We start from the raw sequence: 17,780 nt of genomic DNA on the forward strand, positions 1-17,780 counted from the left end.
AAATCAACGGACTCGTTAAATTACATCTACAACGATAAAAGAGATGTTATCGCCGCCGCCGCCATCGAGCGCGATGGTCAACAGTTTATCTGTCACCATTTCAATCGGCGTATCCTGCAAAGCGGCGCGCAAGGTTTCGAACCCAGCATATTTGGTCAAACCATCTGAACACAGCAAAAACCTGTCGCCGCGTTCCAACGCGCCGCGTACTTTGTCCAGTTCCAACACGTCACCTACGCCAACGGCGCGGGTGATCGCATTGGAATGGGGATGCTTTTCCGCCTCATCCCAGGTCAAATCACCGCTGAGCACAAGGCCAGCCACAATCGAATGATCCGTCGTCAGCATTTCAATTACGCCATCACGTAGGCGATACAGGCGACTGTCACCGGCCCAAAAACAGACGAAATGCGCGTCCGAGATCATCAGCGCCACCACCGTCGCACCAATGGTGCCCCCGTCGCGCGCGTCAATTTCCGCAAGGATTATGTCGTGGGCGGTCAGGATTGACTGGCGCAGCGCCTGCATCTGTTCTGCGGGGCCATCGCGAAGTGGCATAGTGGCGATAGTATCCACAACCGTTTGCGACGCGAAATCCCCCGCCGCGTGACCGCCCATCCCGTCCGAGACGACCCAGACCTTTTGTTCGGGCAGTGACAGGATACTGTCTTCGTTCACTTTGCGAACCTTGCCCACATGGGTGGTCGCCGTGTGGCGCAATCGGGTCATACCGTCAGATCCTGTGGTTGCACGTCAGGCCAGTCTGCCGCTGTCAGATCGAAAAAACCGGTGCAGTTGGCGGGGTCCGGCAGTCCGGTAAAGGCAACGGATCGCGAGCCATCCGGGGTCAACGCCGACCACATGCTGCGGCGCGCCTGCTGCGGGTTGCCGCCCGTCTGCGGCGCGGCAATCTGTGCCAAGGCGACGGCCAATCCATCGCGGCTGGTGTCGTCGGACAGCGCATTAAGGGCGATATCTTCGAGGTTGGCAAAGGTCAGCGCATTGGCATGATGTGCAGCGACTGGATCTGGACCTGCTGCTGCAAACAGCGTCAGCGGAAATTCGCGGCCGACCCGGTCCACGGACGGCATCATCACACCCAAAACGCCATCTGGCCCCGCCAGCCCGGGTGCCAAGGTAAACCGCCAGATCGGCGCGGAAAAATAGCACTCTTGCCATCGATCCCCGCAGGCCTGTTTGGCCGCAACCAGGGCGCTTTGCAGCCACGCATCCCAAGGCGTGACAAATGACTGCGGCGCATTGATCCGCAGGAAATCCCCAAGCGCGGGAATTTTGCCGTATGCTGCGAAACCCGCGGCGTTCAAAACGACGTCGGGCAGCTGAAGTCGCTGATCGCCTTAAGGCTAAAGGCGTTGATCGCCCCGCCGGATTGCATCTGGAAAATCGCGATCCGGCCACCAAGGTTAAAGATGACGCGCTTTTTGTCTGGCGCGCTTGTGTTGCGCACCTCTGCCACGTCAAGCATCCGGAACAATGACCAAGGCCCGTTGCGCACAATTTCGCTTTCGGAACTGGACTGTTGCGGCAAGAATTTAACCCGCGCCGCGCCGACGCTGCCGGGCCATTGCATGGCCACGGTGCCCGGCGTGCCTTGGGTATGAACGAACCCGACGGTCTGCCCGTCGATGTCCAACACGATGCCTTCGGCCTTGGGGTCCAGCGCCTCTGCCGTCAGTTGGAACGACAGCGTCAGCGATGGCGATCCGGCAAAGAATGCGGCGCGGATCAGGGCTGCGTTTTCGAATTGGGTCAAGACGGCTAGCGATACCCCAAGGTCAGTCCCTGCCCCCGGTCTGAACGTCCACGGGCTTTTGGACACATCCACCAGCTTTTCAAGATTGGCCTTGAAGAAGGCATCCATCTGCCCGCCGGGGCGGAACAATTCCGTAAACTCCGCCAGTCCCGCATCAGCATTGGCCCGCTTTTCAAACGGATAGGTATTTGTGGTGACGCGCTGGCACAGCGGCAGCACAGTTTGCTGCCAACTGTCGTTGATGCCCGCCCGCGTACCTTCGGTGGCGATCCCCTTGGACCCCACCGTGATTTGAGAAGCCCAACGTTTCATTGGCCCGTCGTCAATCCGTCCTGCCGCCGCTTGGAACTGCGGCAGCGCCGTGCTGGTCGCCTGCGGATTGCCCACCCCACCTGCAAAGTTAAGATTGCTCAGCTCTTGGTAGACGTCCTTGAGGATATCGATCAGCCCCGACAGTTGCGACGGCTGGCCGTCAGGTTCCGCCGTCAGGCTGTGCAGCCACGCGAAATGCGCCTCGATCGGTGCGCCGGGCTCTGGCGCGGGTTTGCCAGTCTGCGCCGCCTGCACCGACATCATCGCCTCTAGGACAAGGCGGCTTTTCGCGGACAGCGTGCGCCGTGCAAGCGCGTTGCCCAGTGGGGCGGCGGCTGCGTCGGCTGTGCTGCCCTGCCCTTCGGCTTCGGTCAAAATCGTCTCGGCCGACACCGCGTTCAGGACATTGATGATAGGTGACGTTGTGCCTGACAAAACGTTGGTGACTTCAACCGCGTTGGGCAGATCGCTCATTGGGATGACGTCGATGTCGGCCAAAAGTTGGTCGTAGCTGAGGATATAGTCGTCGTAATACAGCCCCAGCACGTCGCGGCTCATGTTGATCAGCGCGGATTCGGATTGCTCTTCTTGCCCGGCATCGCCCAAGACCCAATTTTCGCTTTGGATACGGGCGGCGACGGTCAGCGCTTCTTCTAAAAAGACCTCGTTAAAGCCTGCTTTGGTGTAAATGCCGGGAATGCCGTCGTTCAATTGCTTGCCCGATGACCGGCTAAACGCCTTGCCGATTGACGGCCCGCCAACATCCGTCAGGCGGAATTCAGGCAGGTCCGCAGCGACCGGAGAGCTGATAATCGCGTTATAAACCCGCTGCGCTTGCGGCATCTGCGTCAGGACATTTTGCACCGCTGCAACCAGATCATTATTCAGCGCAATGGGCTGCATCGGCGCGGCCATCAGCACCGTCAAATGCTGCGTCAGGTCAGCGCGCAACTGGTCGCGGCTGGCATCGGGAAAGGCTGTTTCCCAGTCCGCTTGCATCCACTTTGTCACCAGATCGGGGTTTAACGGCCCAACCGCGCCAAGGGTCAGATAGACCTTCAGCGTCTCATACAGCAAATCGGGATCGTTAATGCTGGCCTGCATCTGATTTTCAAGTCGCAGCAATAGGCGCGGCAGGAAATGTGTATTCAGCGCGGACCGATAGGTCAGCTTTTCCTCGTTGCCGATCACCCGGCCCTGAAACAGGCCGAACTCAAGCGCCGCAGATCGCGTAACGGGCCGTGCACTTGGGTTGTTGGGCATGTCGCGCAGGGTATTGAGCGCTGGCAGGATCGAGATCAGGTCCGTATCCCCCACCGGGCTGGGCGGGATCAGGGCTGCTTGTTCGCGGTAGCTCACAATCCCGGCTTGCGTGTTGTCCAGCATCGCAAGATTGCCCAAATAGCTGCGCGCCCAGAGCGAGCCCATGCCGAGCGCCACGATTACAACCGATGCATAGGACAAAGCCTTGGTCAGCCGGTAGCGCCGCTCGACCTTGTCATCGGCGGACACAAGTCCCGCCTCTTTAAAGATCACGTTGTCGAACAACTGCGTCAAAAAGAACGACCGCCCGGTCCCCCGCCCAGAGCCAATGGCCTGACGGCCAATGCCAAAGGTGCGCGACATGCCCATCATCAGACGGTCAATCGGCGTGCCTTCTTGCGTGCCGGATGTGAAATACACCCCGCGCAGCATCTGGCGGTGTTCGTATTTGTTGTCCTGAAACAAGGCGGTCAGGAAATCGCGCGCCACGGTCTGCACGGATGCGACTTGCGACGGGAAACTAGCGATCATGCTGCGGCGTTGCGGGTCAGTTTCGGCCTGAATCCGCTCTAGCGATTGCGTATTCAGCTGCTGGATCAACAAGTTAAACTCTGCATCAAAGGCCGCGACGGTGGGCGTTTTGCTGCCTTTTTTTGCCAAGGGCAGCGTAAAGCCCCAAACCTGTTCGCGTTCGTCCTTGGCCAGACCGTCGAAAAATTCACTAAATCCGGCAATCAGGTCGGCTTTTGTGAACAGGATATAGACCGGGAAATGCACCCCCAGCTTTTCACGCAATTCGTGCAGCCGCCGCCGCACGGCCTGCGCATGGGCCTTTTGCGTCGTCTCGTCCTGCATCGACAGATCGGACAGGCTGATCGCGATGATCGCACCGTTGATCGGCTGCCGTTTGCGGTGCTTTTTCAGCAAGCCAAGGAAGCCGAGCCAAGCGGCGTTATCGGCCTCGGCGTCGCTGTCTTGCGTGGTGTAGCGACCAGCGGTGTCGACCAGCACGGCGTTATCGGTGAACCACCAATCGCAATTTCGGGTACCGCCAACGCCGCCAATCGCGGCAATTTCACCTTCGTCGGATAGCGGGAATTTCAGACCGGAATTCACAATCGCCGTCGTTTTGCCTGCACCGGGCGGGCCGATAATGATATACCACGGCACCTGATACAGATGGCGGCGACCGGTCTTTGACTTGCGCAAACCGGTCAATGCAGTCTTGAGTTTATCACGCATTTCGCCCAGTTCGGCGGTAACGACCTCGTCCTCGATGGCGACGGTGTCAGCCATCGTCACCATATCATCCGTGAGTGCCTCGTCCTTTTTGGACGCGCGCAAGACGATCAGTAGGATGATTAATAGCACGGCGATCCACAGCACCGCGAGGCCGACAAGGCGGCCCAGCACGCTGTCAAAGGGGTGGCTGTCGCCAAACCCCAGATAGCCGCCAACAAACCACAGGCAAAGCGACAGGATTACACCAAGGATCAGTGTGATCCCGATACCAGAGCCTAGAAACCGAAGGACCCTCATCGCTGCTGCTCCTTGATGAGGACAATTTCGATACGCCGATTGGCCGCGCGGCCATCCCGGGTGTCGTTCGTGGCGATGGGTTCGCGGTCTGATCGGCCTTCGGCCTTTAGGCGCGCGGGGTCCGCAAAGAGGCCGGCAATCGTCTTGCGCACCGTTTCGGCCCGCGCGAGCGACAGTTCCATGTTGGATTTAAACCGCGAGCTGCTGATCGGTGACGCGTCAGAGTGTCCGGCAATAATGATCGGCCCCTTGCTGTCTTTCAGCGCGGCCGCGACCCGTTCCAGCGGGGTTGAGAATTCTGGCACCAATGCGTCGGACGCTGACCGGAACATGCCATTTCCGGCAATCCGGACGGTGATCGTATTGGCGTCATGCAGTATCTTCACCAGACCCTCGTCGATTTCAGGTTTCAGAAATTCGGTGACGGCTTGCACGGCGGCATCATCGTCGGCGGCTGTCACGGGGACTGGGACCGGCGGCGCGCGCCGTTCCAGCGTCGCAACCCCGCCGGGGTCCAGCACCGACAGTTGACCAATGACATTCTGGGTTTGCGCATTCAGCAAATAGGACAGCGTCATAAAGCCTGCGACAAGGATTGCGGCCACGGCACCGACGGAAATCCAGAACGGCTTCCACGCCGACAAGATACGGTGCGGCAGGTCGAGCCCCATCCAATGCGGTGACAAATTGCGGTCAGGATCGCCGCGCTGCGTGCGAATGATCCGGGCCAATCCGCGCCGCACTTCGGTGTGCTTTTCAGCGCCGCCCTGTTCGACGCGCAGCCGCCCTTCAAAGCCCAGCGACAGGCACATATAAAGGAACTCAAGCATGTCCAGATTGCGGCCCGGGTCCTTTTCCAGACGCGAGAGCAGGTCATAAAAGCGGTCGCCGCCGACGGTTTCGCGGTGAAACGTCGCGACCATAGATTGCTGCGCCCATTGCGAAGAGCTGCCCCAGGGCGTGTTCAGCACCACATCGTCCAGCGTCGCGCAGATTGCGTAGCGGGCCACTTTGATCGCCGATGGGTCGATCTTTTCATGCAGAGCGCGCACCTCAAACGCGCGCACTTCGGCGACGACGGACAGACGTAGGGCGTCGGGGTCAGGATGCTGGGCGCGGTTGCGAATGCGTCCGACCAGTGCAAACAGGGTCGCGGCGGCCGCGTTCAAGGGGTTCATGCCGGTCAAGGTCGGCGCATCTACGCCGCCAGCCATCCGCGGCGCAGGGGTGCTGCGCGCGGGATCCGGCGGCTGCGGGGCGGCCTGCGGCGGCGCCGCGGCAGGACGACGGCCACCCGGATTGGGACGTATCACCGTGCGTTCGGTGTCGTCTGGTTCTGCAAACGGGTCGTCGTCAGACATCGTCATCTTTTTTTCATCCTACCCGTGCCGAATGGCCCAGAGCTCCATCTTTAACCCCGGGTATTCACCCGAGACATGCACCGCGATCCCGCCAGAGGTTGTCATCTTGCCCCAGATCGGCGTGTCGCTGTCTAATTCAAAGTATACCACATTTGCGCTGTAAGGGATTTGGCGCGGTGCCACGGGCAACGGCCGCATGGGAATCCCCGGCAGGGCAGAGTTGACCAACTGGCGAATTTCCTCGACCGATCCGATCTTGGCCTGCCCGGCAAAGTGGCGGCGCAGGTTTTCGCCTGGCACATCGGCACTGACAGCCAACACAAAGCCCGCCGTGCTGATCAACTTGCGATCCGCAATCACCCCGACCGAGATGCCGTATTTACGCGGCTCTAGCGGGATCGACACGGCGGTCTGTTCCAGCACGGACGACAGATACTGCCGCAGCAATCGGATCACCGTCGAAAACGTCAGCGTCAGATCATGATGCTGGTAGGGCGAAAATTCAGGCGGATGTTTCTGCGGGGCCATAAAGGTCGACAGCTCACCAGCCAGCGCCACGCAATCGCGGTAGAATTGAACCGGATGCACGTTTTCAATCGCCAAGCTGTGCCGCATCACGGGCAACAGCCGGTTGATGCATTGCAGCAGCAAAAAGTCCTGAATTTCCGCCGCACCCTTGGCCGACCCATTTTGCGCAATCCGCCCAGCGAGCGCGGTCATGCGGTGCGCTAGCAAACCTTCAAGCTCTTGCAAAAAGCCGATCAGCGGCGCGGCGGCGCGAATATCAAGGCAGGACGGAATGAACGATCCATCCAAGATGACCTCTTGGTCCGACCGGACCTCGACGATGCGGGCAATGGGGATCACAAGGCGATCCGCAAGATCGTCGACATCCAGCGCAAATTGCAGGCGCAGCTTGCCGACGGTCAGCATGGCGGCCTTGCGACCGGACCCGGCGGTATCCGTGACTTCCAGTTCTGCCATGCGAAACCGGGTGTTGGACAATTCGGCCCCGGTGCGATCAGCCTCTGCCGCGCCTTCCCGGCGCTGCGGGATGCTCAGGTAAACAACGCAGTCCTTAGTGCCGGGCGGGACCTCTAGCGCGGGGGGGTGATCGTCGGCGCCAGGCACACGAAACACAGTGCCGTCTTGGGTCAGTCCGGCGCAGGATTTGACCGCAAACTGCCCAACCTTCAGGACGTCCATATCAATTTCAAGCGCCGAGACACCCCATGCATAGGGCGTAATCCGGCGGGCAAGCCCCGCAACCAATGCTTCGGTATAGCGGTCGGCCTGTTGAAAGTGGTGGGGCTGCAAAAACAGGCCCTCAGTCCACAAAACCTTGCTATCCCAAGACATAAACGCTCCTTCTTGTATCCATCATTTGGTCTTGAGCCTTTCGAGCTGGTCTTGGTAGGCGCGCGCGAATTCTTTGCTAAACAGCTCGTGGAAATCGTTCTCCGCCTGATCCGAAATTTCGGAATACTGGGTTTCAAACACGTCCCAATAGCGGGCCTTTTTGTTACTGAGCACGGACCGCAAGCTGCTATCTGCCGCAATGCGTTCTGTCAGCCGCTTGGGGTCCAGCCGGGCCAGCACGCCTTTCAGCGCAGCCTCCATCCCGGTCATCATCGCCACCTCGTGGGCTTTGATATCGTCCAGCGCCTCTGAAACGGCGGCGGCGGCGGGCAGATAGCCTTTGACCGCAGGGCGCACCATCGCGTTGATCGCCTGATCCACACTGACCGAGAATTTCAGCGGGTTGTTCGCGCCCGCCGAAATGACCGTTTGGTGCATCCGGAATTCGGATTTGATCGACTGCCGCGTCATCAGGATTTCGCGGACCCCGCCGATCATCGTGTTCAGAACGCCGCCCAGCCGGGTCATCGTCTGTGCCAGCTCTGCGTCGGGAATGTTCAGATCGTCCGCACCCAGCGCCTTTAAAAAGGCGCGTGCCGCGTCATCTGATCCGCCCGAGTGCTGCGTTGCAGCAGCCTGTGCAGGAATGTCGGCAAACACCGGTTCCTGCGCTGCAGGTATCACAGGCGGCGGTGGCGACGTGTCCGGTATAAGGTCCGGCACAACATCAGGCACCACATCTGGCAAGGCAAAGGGGTCGTCGGCACCAGAGGGTACATCCAGATCCCAATCGTCCGGGATGGTACTGGTCGCCGGGGCGGGTGTTGGGATCATGTCCGACATTGACGACGAATGGGACGATTGCGCTGGACGGTCAGGTTCTGGCGCTGGTTTGAGAAAATCATCGTCGTCATCGCCGAGCGGCGGCAACAAACCATCATCACCCAACACATCGCGCTGGATGCCCGATGGCCCGGCAATCGGGCCGCCCAGCAAATCGTCCAGAAAATCGTCGTCATCCCCTAACGGGTCCATGAAATCCGCCATATCGCCGCCCGTTGCCGCAGTCGCGGCAGGAGCGAAGGGGGGGGATGATACGGGGCCGGATGTGAAGTCATCCATAGGATCGGTCAAGACTGGCCCGGTGTCCGCCGCTGCAATTTCCACCAACAACTCGTACCGGCCAATCGACAGGATATCGCCGTCGTTCAAGGGCGTCGGCGTCTTGCCCAAAGGCATTTTGCCATAGTTCAAAAAGGTACCGTTGGTGCTGAAATCAATGACGACGATATTGCCGCCGTGGTCCTCGATCGCACAGTGCCGGCCAGAGATCGCCTTGTCCGGGTCCGGCAGCACCATGTCGTTTTGATCCGACCGGCCAAGCGTCATCGCGCCGCCGACCATGCGGAACGGTTTGCCGTTGGTTGGCATCATGCCAGTCGATTGGAAATGCAAAGTCACAGTCATTTTAACGTCTTATCCACCTACGATTACCGTCGGACAGCCGGGTCCTGCCACCATACCGCCATGCGCCGTTGTATCCATGACAATGCGCACGCAGGGCTTGCTTCCGATCAATACTGTGGCCGATCCCTTGGCCAAGACATCTGGCGGGCCGACGCAAATCGCCATGTTGCCCATCGGGGCCGCTGGCAGCAATCCGACCAGCACAGTCGGCAATCCGGGCGGCGCAACCGGCCCGCCGACGTGCGGGATCGGCGGCACGCTGGGGGTCACCATCGGGCAGACGTGCATGTCCGTTATGCGGGCGCAGGGCATCATGCTGTGGGTTCCTTCTTGGGTCGTGGTGGCAGTGCCAGTTGGCCGTTCCCGCCGCGCGCGATGTCCAAGGCGCGATTGATCAGCACGTCAGCGGTTTCCCCGAAGCCCGCCCCGCAGGCCAAAGCCTTGACGTTTATGGCAAAGGCAGCAACGGCCCCGGCCCCCGGCGGTCCGGGATATTGCGCTAGATCGCCCGGCCCCAGCTTGTCATCGCAAAACACCACACAGGTGGCGCAGAGCACTGTTTCATCATCAATATCGGCAAGGTCGACAGCATTGCGGGCCGCCGTGCGGGCTGCATCGCTTGGTTTGCGCACCCATCCTTCTGCCAGCTCCAAAGGTAGCGGCACTTTGTCCACCGGACCGATTAGATCGCGCGCCGCGAGGCACGCCCACCACGTCCGCTCTCGTGCAGGCAAGGCCACGGACATCAGCCGCAGCATATCCACATAAGCCGCCTCGCCCGCCAAGGCGGTCATAACGTCCGACACACTCGCGTTCGCCGGTGTCGTCAGCTTTGTCGTCAGCTTGGCGCTTTCCATGGCCAACAGGCGCACCGCTGGTTGGGAGGGCACTTTTTTCAGATCGTCGAACCGATTGGTCATCCCTGCCCCTTTCATCAATTGATCATCGTCATGCCGCCCTTCAGGGTCAGCATCCCGCTTCCTTTGACCTCGGTGATCGCACCCTTGATCGCGACCGACGCGCTTGCGTCGATGGTGATCATCGGCCCTTTGATCGTCACGCCATCCGGGGCAATCTTGATTGAACTTGGCCCGACGGTCAGCGTGATAGAGGTCATCGCGGTCAGGTCGATCTTGCCCGCATCGGCTTTGACGGAAAAATTACCGGTGCCCAATTTGACAGTTTCATTGCCGCGGCTAACTTTGCGGTCCACATTTCCGGATTGGACCGTCTGCGAAAAATCACCGGATTCAATGTCTTCTGTGACATCACCCGTCACAGTCAGCTTTGACTTGCCTTCGATCTTTTCCGTCTTGTCGGTCTTGATCTTAATCGTCTGGCTGCCGGTCTTGACCTCAAAGCTATGGTCACCCTGATCGACAATCTCATCAAGGTGGTTTTCCACCTCTAGCTTCATGCTGCGTTTGTCTTGGGCTGCTGCGACCTTCGTATCTTTTTCTTGGGCATATCCGACGCGCACATGGGCCGCATTCTGGACGGTCTGGACAAAGTCCTTTTCCGCGCCAATGCGGACAAGTTCGTCGCCTGCCTTATCCTCGAACATCAACTCGTTATAACCGCCGCCCCCCTTAGAGCTGTTGGTCTTGATCCCGCTGCGCGTCGCGTTGCCGGGCAATTCATAGGGCGGCATCGTGTCGGCGTTGTACAGCATCCCCACGCAAAGCGGGCGATCCGGGTTGCCTTCCTCGAACTGAATAACGACCTCTTGCCCAACGCGCGGCCAAGACACCATACCCCAGTTTTTACCGGTCCACGGCATCATGGTGCGCACCCAGCACGACGACTTTTCATCGATTTTACCGGACCTGTCCCAATGGAACTGCACCTTGATGCGGCCATATTTATCAACCGTGATTTCCTCGCCAGCGCTGCCAGTGACCTTTGCGGTCTGCACGCCGGACATCTGGGGGCGCGGCACCTTGGCAGGCATCCGGAACGGTTTGGATTTCAGTACTGCCTCGCAGGTCATCGTCACGTTTTCCTGCGCGGCAATCGTGGATGCATACAAGCCCTGCAATAGGGTTTCCCCCAGCTTGTCGGTGTCCACCTCTGAGCGGAAAAACTGCGTGACTTTCGTGGCCATAAACACGCTGTCAGCGGAGGTTTTGTGGCGCGGATGATCGGTCAATTCGAACACCTTGCCCGGCGTCAAATGCGTAATATTGCCCGTCCCGCGCCATGTCTTATGGCCCGCCGCCTGTGCCTCGATCAAAGCGGCGGCCTTACTCTCTCCTTTGTCGGCGGCGATATAGCCACCGGGATAGCGGTAATCCTCATAACCCTTATACGGGTGCGATCCGCTTTCGATGGACGCACTGACGGTCAGGTCAGACGTTGGCTTTTCAAAATCATAATCGCGCAGCGTTACCTTGCCTGTGACAGCCCGGTCTACCGCGCCCCATTGACCGAAATGTTCAATCCGCCCCCCGCCCTGCAGTTCGCGAAATGGCACATTGTCATCGGCGGTCGGGGGTTCGTGGGTATTGACCTGATCGGCGATAATCATCTTCACGCCGGTCTCTTGGTGGTCAAAATAGTAATAGAACCCTTCGTCCTCTAACAAGCGGACGATAAAGTCATAATCGGTTTCGCGATATTGCGTGCAATATTCCCGTTCAATGTCGGTATTCGAGTGTTTGATGGCCAGGTCGCCACTAAAGCCGTAGTCGCCCAGAATATCCTGAATGATCGCAGTCGCCTTCATCTGCTGGAAAATGCGATTGTTCCGCGAACGTGTCAGAAACCAAAGCCAAGGCCGCAATTCCATAAGGTAGCGGCCCCGGCCATCAACAACGCCTTTCGCCTCGGCGCTGATGCAAGTGCCCCAGAACCGCTGCGTGCCGCCCTTTTCCCCGGACATCGCAACACCAGCCTGCGTGCCGACAATGTCTCCTAGGTCCAGCGCCTTGTCCTTTGCCAGAAACTCGACAAAAGCGACGGGCACAGTGCTGATCCCGCCTTCAATAGCGGTCGCCAGCAGTTTGATATCCTGCGGGTTTTTCTGGCCCTTAAAGGTAAAGGCCGAATTGAACAGCGTGGCCATTGGTTCCTCTTTTGGTTAGGCGCGGGGCGGTTTGAGTTTAGTCGAAATGATAGGTGAAATTGTTGTCTTCGACGTCAATCGCGACCCGGTTGACCGTTTTGCCCTGCATCATCCGGTTCAAAAACTCGGCCGAAATGTCGGGCAGCATTGTATTCGTCACGATTGCATCGATCATGCGGCCACCGGATTCCAGTTCCTGACAGCGGCTTACGATTTCGGTCACGACCGCATCGGTATAGCTGAATGGCACTTTGTGGTTTTCCGTGACGCGCTTTTGAATCCGGTTCAATTGCAGCGCTGTGATCTTGCCGATCATATCCGGCGACAGTGGATAATACGGGATGGTTACCATGCGCCCGAGCAGCGCAGCCGGGAAGACCTTCAAAAGCGGATCGCGCATGGCTTTGGTCAGCCCGTCGATATCCGGCATCAGTTCTGGATCAATGCACAGGTCCATAATCAGGTCAGACCCCGCGTTAGACGTCAGCAGGATCAGCGTATTCTTAAAATCGATCACGCGGCCCTCGCCGTCTTCCATGACGCCCTTGTCAAAGACCTGAAAGAACACCTCGTGCACATCCGGGTGGGCCTTTTCGACCTCGTCCAGTAGCACGACCGAATAAGGTTTGCGCCGCACCGCTTCGGTCAGCACGCCGCCCTCGCCATAGCCCACATACCCCGGAGGCGCGCCTTTCAGAGAGCTAACCGTATGCGCCTCTTGGTATTCGCTCATGTTGATGGTGATGACGTTTTGCTCGCCGCCATAGAGCACCTCTGCCAAGGCGAGCGCGGTTTCGGTTTTGCCGACGCCGGATGTGCCAGCAAGCAGAAAAACACCGATCGGTTTGTTAGGGTTATCCAGCCCGGCGCGGCTGGTTTGGATACGTTTGGCGATCATCTTCATCGCATGATCTTGGCCAATCACGCGTTTGGCCAAATGGGTTTCAAGGTTCAGGACTGTGTCCAGCTCGTCCTTGACCATCTTGCCGACCGGAATGCCGGTCCAGTCGCCGATGACGCTGGCCACGGCCTGCTGATCGACAATCGGCAGGATCAAGGCGATTTCGCCCTGCAATGCGTGCAGTTCTGCGTTTTTGGCGCGCAATTGGGTCATCAATTCGGCGCGGTCCGCATCGCTGGACTCAGCCAGCGCCTCGGCCTCTGCCCCGTCCACCGGGGCACCGTCGTCGCGCAGCTTAGCCCGCAGGTCCAAAATGTCTTTGACGACAGCCTTTTCGGCGTCCCAGCGCACGTTCAGATCAGCCAAACGCTGCTGTTCGGCGTCCAGCATCAGCTGCACACCTGCTCGCCGTTCGGCCACGTCAAAGCCTGCCGTTTCATCACGGCCGATGATATCCATTTCGGTATTGAGTGAATCGATGCGCTTGCGGGCGTCGTCCACCTCTGCCGGTACGGCGTGTTGGCTGATCGCCACGCGGGCGCAGGTTGTGTCCAACACACTGACGGATTTATCGGGAAGTTGCCGCGCAGGGATATAGCGCGCCGACAGTTCGACCGCCGCCGCAATCGCCTCGTCTAGGATCTGCACATTGTGGTGCTTTTCCAGCATCGACGCGATGCCGCGCATCATCATGATGGCCTTGGCGATGCCGGGCTCTTCGACGGCGACGACCTGAAAACGCCGGGTCAGTGCCGGGTCTTTTTCGATATGTTTCTTATATTCGGCCCATGTCGTCGCGCCGATAGTCCGCAGCGTGCCCCGCGCCAATGCAGGTTTCAGCAAGTTCGCCGCATCACCAGTACCCGCCGCGCCGCCCGCGCCAACCAGCGTGTGCGTCTCGTCAATGAACATGATGATCGGCGTGGTAGAGGCCTGAACTTCCTCGATCACCGACTTCAGCCGGTTCTCGAACTCGCCCTTCATGCTCGCACCAGCCTGTAAAAGGCCGACATCCAGCGCAAGCAGCCGCGCGCCTTGCAGCGCGGGCGGCACGTCGCCGCGCGCAATCCGCAGGGCAAAGCCTTCGACGACGGCGGTTTTACCAACGCCGGCTTCACCGGTCAGGATCGGGTTGTTTTGCCGGCGCCGCATCAACACGTCGACGATCTGGCGAATTTCCTCGTCGCGCCCGACGATGGGGTCGATTTTACCGTCCTTCGCCTGCTGGGTCATATCGGTGCAGAACTGCTTTAGCGCCTCTTCCTTGCCCATTGATGCCGGCGACATCGCGCCAGAGGCCTCTCCTGGGACAGCGCCGCCGCCCGTGCTGGACCCGTCTTGGGGCACCAGCCGTTCTTCGGGTGATCCATCGGTAATAGTGGCAAAGTTATCGGCCAGATCATCGGGCAAAATCCGCGCGAATTCGCGTGAAATCCCAAGAAAGATATTGCGCAAATTCTTGGTCTTCATCATCCCAAGTACCAGATGCCCGGTGCGCACCTGCGACGATGAATACAGCAGCGAGCCATAAACCCACGCCCGTTCCATCGCGTCCTCTAGGTGCTGCGACAGATCGGAAATCGTGCTGGCCCCGCGCGGCAAAGCGTCCAGCGCCGCCGTCATATCCGCAGCCAGCCGCCCGGTATCAATCTTGTAGTGATCCATGATCCGTTTGAAATCGCTGTCCGGCAGCTGCACGATCTGCGCCAGCCAATGTACGATTTCCACATAAGGATTGCCGCGCATTTTGCAGAAGACCGTGGCACCCTCGACGGATTTGTACCCAAGCGCATTAAGCTTGCCAAAAAGGGCGACGCGGCTGATCTCTGTCATGGGTTCATTCCTTTGATTACACGGGGCGCGACGATGTCGCGCGGGGCCCGTTCGCCAAGATGTTGCGGTTCAAGATAAAGCTCGCCGGCATCGGCCGAACTTTTGCGCGGCCCCAGCCAACTGGTCAGGCCTAGCTGGGTCGATTGCCCCAAGACGGATTGCGGCACATCGGACGCCTTCAGCACGACGTTCACGTCGTAATCCAGCGCGTCCCCAACGTAGTTGCGAACAATCGCGGCCAGCTTGTTCATCGTCGGCTGACCTGGAAGCAGGCGTTGGTAGTCGGCCAGCGGCACGGGTCCGATAATCAGGCGAAACTTTGCGTTCCGGCTCCAGACGCGGGCACCGATGCTGGTGGTTTGTCCCAGCCCGCCACCTTTACCAAGCTGCCACTGATCGTCTGCCTCAAGCTCTAGCCACGATCCGATAAATTCCTGCATCCGCACAGGCGCCTGAAGAAAGCCGGACAGGATCGCGACCAGCCCTTCGGCGTTTTTAACGGCAGAGCCCATCAGTCCGGCAAAGTGCCGTTTGGCAAGATCCGGCATCGCGTCGCGCTGGGTTAATGCCGTGCCGTGAAACCCGGCCAATGCGGCAACGTGGCGGCTAAATTCAGTGTCCGTGCCGCGGTCAAAATCAACCGCCGGGTTCCCCGTGGACCAAGCGCGATACATCAGCGACATCAGCCGGTGGGTCAGCATATCCGCAAAGGCGACAAAGGACGGATCGCGGTGGTTGATCTGCCGCTCGCGTGCGTATTCCGTCAGATGCAGCGGTAGCGGGCCGTGCGGGCCGAAAAAGCCAAAGAACCGGTTCGTCAGCTTGCCGGGCGCGGTGCCGGGGGCTTTAAAGGCACTGATTGTGGTGGGCGGAAACGCCATGCGCGGCTCTTGTCCCAAACGCACCGCGTCTTCACGCGGGCGGCGGGATTCGCCCATGCGGGGCGCATCACCGAACTGCGCGTCGATAATGCGCAAAGCCAGAAAGATGTGATGACTCTCGGGGTCGTCGATCAGGCGCTGGAAATGCGTCAAATGATCCGCCCCAGACCTGTCTCTGGTCGCCATCGCGCGATTTCTCCGTTTTGTTGTGTGCGCAGGACTGTTTCGGTAAAACTGTTGATCGTCACATACTTACGAAAGAACCGTTCCAGCACGGCACCCAGCAGATAGACGCTGGTGCCCTCGAAAAAGCTTTCGTCAAAGACCAGTGTGATTTCCAGACCGCGCACCGCTGTGGACAGCACCCCGTCGCTGATCCGCCGCACGATGGGGCGGCTTGATACTGATACGATGCCTTCCATCTGCAACATAATCCCGCGGTCGCCCTTGGGTGCATAAAGGCCGACCAGTTCGCGTAGCGCCTGCGCGCCTTCGCCTTGATCGGTGTCAGCAATGGACAGGTAGTTGAGGCTCAGATGGCTGATCAATCGCCACGCCGCATCGCCCTGCGCCAAAGTCGGACGCGGGCGTGTTTGGCTGACGGGGGTCGTGATCGACTGCACCGGGCCGCCGTCGGGCAGATGGAACAAATCCGTCTCTCCGGTCGGAAGCATCATCGGCAGATCGCGGTTCGTCACCAGTGCCCGCACCGACAGCTGGTTCATGTCTGCGGGATAAGGTGCCTCGTTCCGGTCGACCAAGCTAAGGTAGGTTTCCGAGCCAAGATAGCTGGTGCGCGCGCCTTTCAGGCGTTCCTTTTCGGTGCGCTGCCGCATCTTGCGCGTGACCGTGTAATAAGAGGCGTGGCTATCGCCAGCAGGCGAGAAATCGTCGGCGGAATAGAACGGCCGGAACGTGATGTCGTCCTGCCCTTCGCCGTTGATCCCCTTGACCGACAAGATCGAGAAAACCTCGAAATCCAGCGGGCTGGTGCGGTCAGCGACGACATGATGCGCCACGTCGCGCGATGTGATGTGGACCCGGTCGCTACGCTTTTCGAACAGGTTAATGGCTGGCACGCAATTGAGGGAGAACGCCTCTGCGGTGATGCCAGATGCAATATCAGGCAGGCCGTCGCGCAGCAGGATATAGACGTCCATCGCGTCATCCGTGGTTCGCGCCAAACCGGCAGAGAGCCCGGTCACATCCACGAAATGGAACCGTTCGGGCATTGCAAAATATTCTTGCAGCAAGCGGTATCCGTCAAAGCTTTGCTTTGGGGTTTCTAGCAGCGCCTCGTCGCGTTCGAACCCGCGCGGCACGACGCCCCCCGTCAGGCGCACCGTCCAATCCGCCCGGCGATCAACGCCGCGCGCCACAACGCCCGTCGTTTCAGTGCACAGCAGTTGATGCAACTGCCAGCCGCGCACGCCCTTGCCGCCCAGAAACAAACTAAGCTTATCCAGCGGCAATTCACCGATTGGTGCACCGCCATGACGGCGCAGGCGCAGACGCACGGCGGCGCGCGCATCGCTGTCACCCGCGACGCCGGCGGCGACAAGCTCGCCGCGCCCATCGATATATTCGGCCTCTGCAATCTCGATCGGCCAAAGGGTCAGGTCAGACGCCGTGCGATAAATGCATCCCTTTTGCGCCCCTTCGACCAGCCGTGACCGCAGCGTGGTATGGCGCGGCAGCACATGACCGTCGGCCAACGAAGCGTTGCTCATATCGGGGTGCAGTTGCGCGATCATCGTTGACGGCGTCGGGCCTAGATAATGCGGATAGATGATTTCCAGCAGGTGCGTGGTAAAGGCCGGATACTGCATTTCCAGTTCCAGCTGCACGCGAGCCGACAGGAATGCGCTGCCTTCCAGCAGGCGTTCGACATAGGGGTCCAACACCTCGACCCCGTCCATGCCAAGACGCGACGCGATCTTGGGGAACGACCCGGCAAATTCCGCGCCCATTTCGCGCAGGTAGGCCAGTTCAGCCTCGTAGTGTTTAAGAAGGCGTGTATCCATGA

Annotated in this window: 12 protein-coding genes; all 12 read right to left on the reverse strand. The window is 59.5% G+C overall.

The features are described from left to right. Window positions 1-15: 15 nt before the first annotated feature. From KBW81_RS10215 to tssF, 12 genes are read right to left on the reverse strand one after another with little or no spacing between them, the layout of a single operon-like run. Window positions 16-729: a PP2C family protein-serine/threonine phosphatase gene (locus tag KBW81_RS10215; RefSeq protein ID WP_254247088.1), complete on the reverse strand. Its 714-nt coding sequence runs from the start codon at window positions 727-729 to the stop codon at window positions 16-18. Next, window positions 726-1,325: a type VI secretion system-associated protein TagF gene (gene tagF / locus KBW81_RS10220; RefSeq protein ID WP_254247089.1), complete on the reverse strand. Its 600-nt coding sequence runs from the start codon at window positions 1,323-1,325 to the stop codon at window positions 726-728. The genes KBW81_RS10215 and tagF overlap by 4 nt, the downstream gene beginning before the upstream one ends. Then, entirely contained in the window at window positions 1,322-4,888 is a 3,567-nt protein-coding gene (gene tssM, locus KBW81_RS10225) for a type VI secretion system membrane subunit TssM (protein ID WP_254247090.1), read from the reverse strand. The genes tagF and tssM overlap by 4 nt, the downstream gene beginning before the upstream one ends. Then, window positions 4,885-6,249: a type IVB secretion system protein IcmH/DotU gene (gene icmH, locus KBW81_RS10230; RefSeq protein ID WP_254247091.1), complete on the reverse strand. Its 1,365-nt coding sequence runs from the start codon at window positions 6,247-6,249 to the stop codon at window positions 4,885-4,887. Before icmH ends, tssM begins: the two co-directional genes overlap by 4 nt. A gap of 18 nt (window positions 6,250-6,267) precedes the next feature. Further along, on the reverse strand, window positions 6,268-7,608 hold the full coding sequence (gene tssK, locus KBW81_RS10235) for a type VI secretion system baseplate subunit TssK (protein ID WP_254247092.1): 1,341 nt from the start codon (window positions 7,606-7,608) through the stop codon (window positions 6,268-6,270). Between the two features lie 21 nt (window positions 7,609-7,629). After that, window positions 7,630-9,075, reverse strand: a complete 1,446-nt coding sequence (tagH, locus tag KBW81_RS10240; protein WP_254247093.1) for a type VI secretion system-associated FHA domain protein TagH — start codon at window positions 9,073-9,075, stop codon at window positions 7,630-7,632. A gap of 9 nt (window positions 9,076-9,084) precedes the next feature. Continuing rightward, the gene (locus tag KBW81_RS10245; protein ID WP_254247094.1) at window positions 9,085-9,390 is read right to left on the reverse strand and encodes a PAAR domain-containing protein; all 306 of its coding nucleotides are present in this window, start codon (window positions 9,388-9,390) and stop codon (window positions 9,085-9,087) included. Continuing rightward, window positions 9,387-9,995, reverse strand: coding sequence for a DUF6931 family protein (locus KBW81_RS10250; RefSeq protein WP_254247095.1), 609 nt, complete (start codon window positions 9,993-9,995; stop codon window positions 9,387-9,389). Before KBW81_RS10250 ends, KBW81_RS10245 begins: the two co-directional genes overlap by 4 nt. 14 nt (window positions 9,996-10,009) lie before the next feature. Beyond that, window positions 10,010-12,139: a type VI secretion system Vgr family protein gene (locus KBW81_RS10255; protein ID WP_254247096.1), complete on the reverse strand. Its 2,130-nt coding sequence runs from the start codon at window positions 12,137-12,139 to the stop codon at window positions 10,010-10,012. A 37-nt stretch (window positions 12,140-12,176) separates the two neighbouring features. Then, complete coding sequence (gene tssH / locus KBW81_RS10260; protein ID WP_254247097.1) at window positions 12,177-14,873, reverse strand: type VI secretion system ATPase TssH; 2,697 nt, start codon at window positions 14,871-14,873, stop codon at window positions 12,177-12,179. Then, complete coding sequence (gene tssG / locus KBW81_RS10265) at window positions 14,870-15,907, reverse strand: type VI secretion system baseplate subunit TssG (RefSeq protein ID WP_367305281.1); 1,038 nt, start codon at window positions 15,905-15,907, stop codon at window positions 14,870-14,872. The genes tssH and tssG overlap by 4 nt, the downstream gene beginning before the upstream one ends. After that, complete coding sequence (gene tssF / locus KBW81_RS10270) at window positions 15,904-17,778, reverse strand: type VI secretion system baseplate subunit TssF (RefSeq protein ID WP_254247099.1); 1,875 nt, start codon at window positions 17,776-17,778, stop codon at window positions 15,904-15,906. Before tssF ends, tssG begins: the two co-directional genes overlap by 4 nt. Between the last annotated feature and the right edge of the window lie 2 nt (window positions 17,779-17,780).

This window comes from Loktanella salsilacus (assembly GCF_024206795.1).
Classification (GTDB): Bacteria; Pseudomonadota; Alphaproteobacteria; order Rhodobacterales; family Rhodobacteraceae; genus Loktanella; species Loktanella salsilacus.

What these genes read in the sequence shown, in the direction of transcription:
- KBW81_RS10215 (WP_254247088.1), bottom strand. Translation starts at nt 729, where the DNA reads ATGACCCGATTGCGCCACACGGCGACCACCCATGTGGGCAAGGTTCGC.
- tssM (WP_254247090.1), bottom strand. Translation starts at nt 4,888, where the DNA reads ATGAGGGTCCTTCGGTTTCTAGGCTCTGGTATCGGGATCACACTGATC.
- icmH (WP_254247091.1), bottom strand. Translation starts at nt 6,249, where the DNA reads ATGTCTGACGACGACCCGTTTGCAGAACCAGACGACACCGAACGCACG.
- tssK (WP_254247092.1), bottom strand. Translation starts at nt 7,608, where the DNA reads ATGTCTTGGGATAGCAAGGTTTTGTGGACTGAGGGCCTGTTTTTGCAG.
- tagH (WP_254247093.1), bottom strand. Translation starts at nt 9,075, where the DNA reads ATGACTGTGACTTTGCATTTCCAATCGACTGGCATGATGCCAACCAAC.
- KBW81_RS10245 (WP_254247094.1), bottom strand. Translation starts at nt 9,390, where the DNA reads ATGATGCCCTGCGCCCGCATAACGGACATGCACGTCTGCCCGATGGTG.
- KBW81_RS10250 (WP_254247095.1), bottom strand. Translation starts at nt 9,995, where the DNA reads ATGACCAATCGGTTCGACGATCTGAAAAAAGTGCCCTCCCAACCAGCG.
- KBW81_RS10255 (WP_254247096.1), bottom strand. Translation starts at nt 12,139, where the DNA reads ATGGCCACGCTGTTCAATTCGGCCTTTACCTTTAAGGGCCAGAAAAAC.
- tssH (WP_254247097.1), bottom strand. Translation starts at nt 14,873, where the DNA reads ATGACAGAGATCAGCCGCGTCGCCCTTTTTGGCAAGCTTAATGCGCTT.
- tssF (WP_254247099.1), bottom strand. Translation starts at nt 17,778, where the DNA reads ATGGATACACGCCTTCTTAAACACTACGAGGCTGAACTGGCCTACCTG.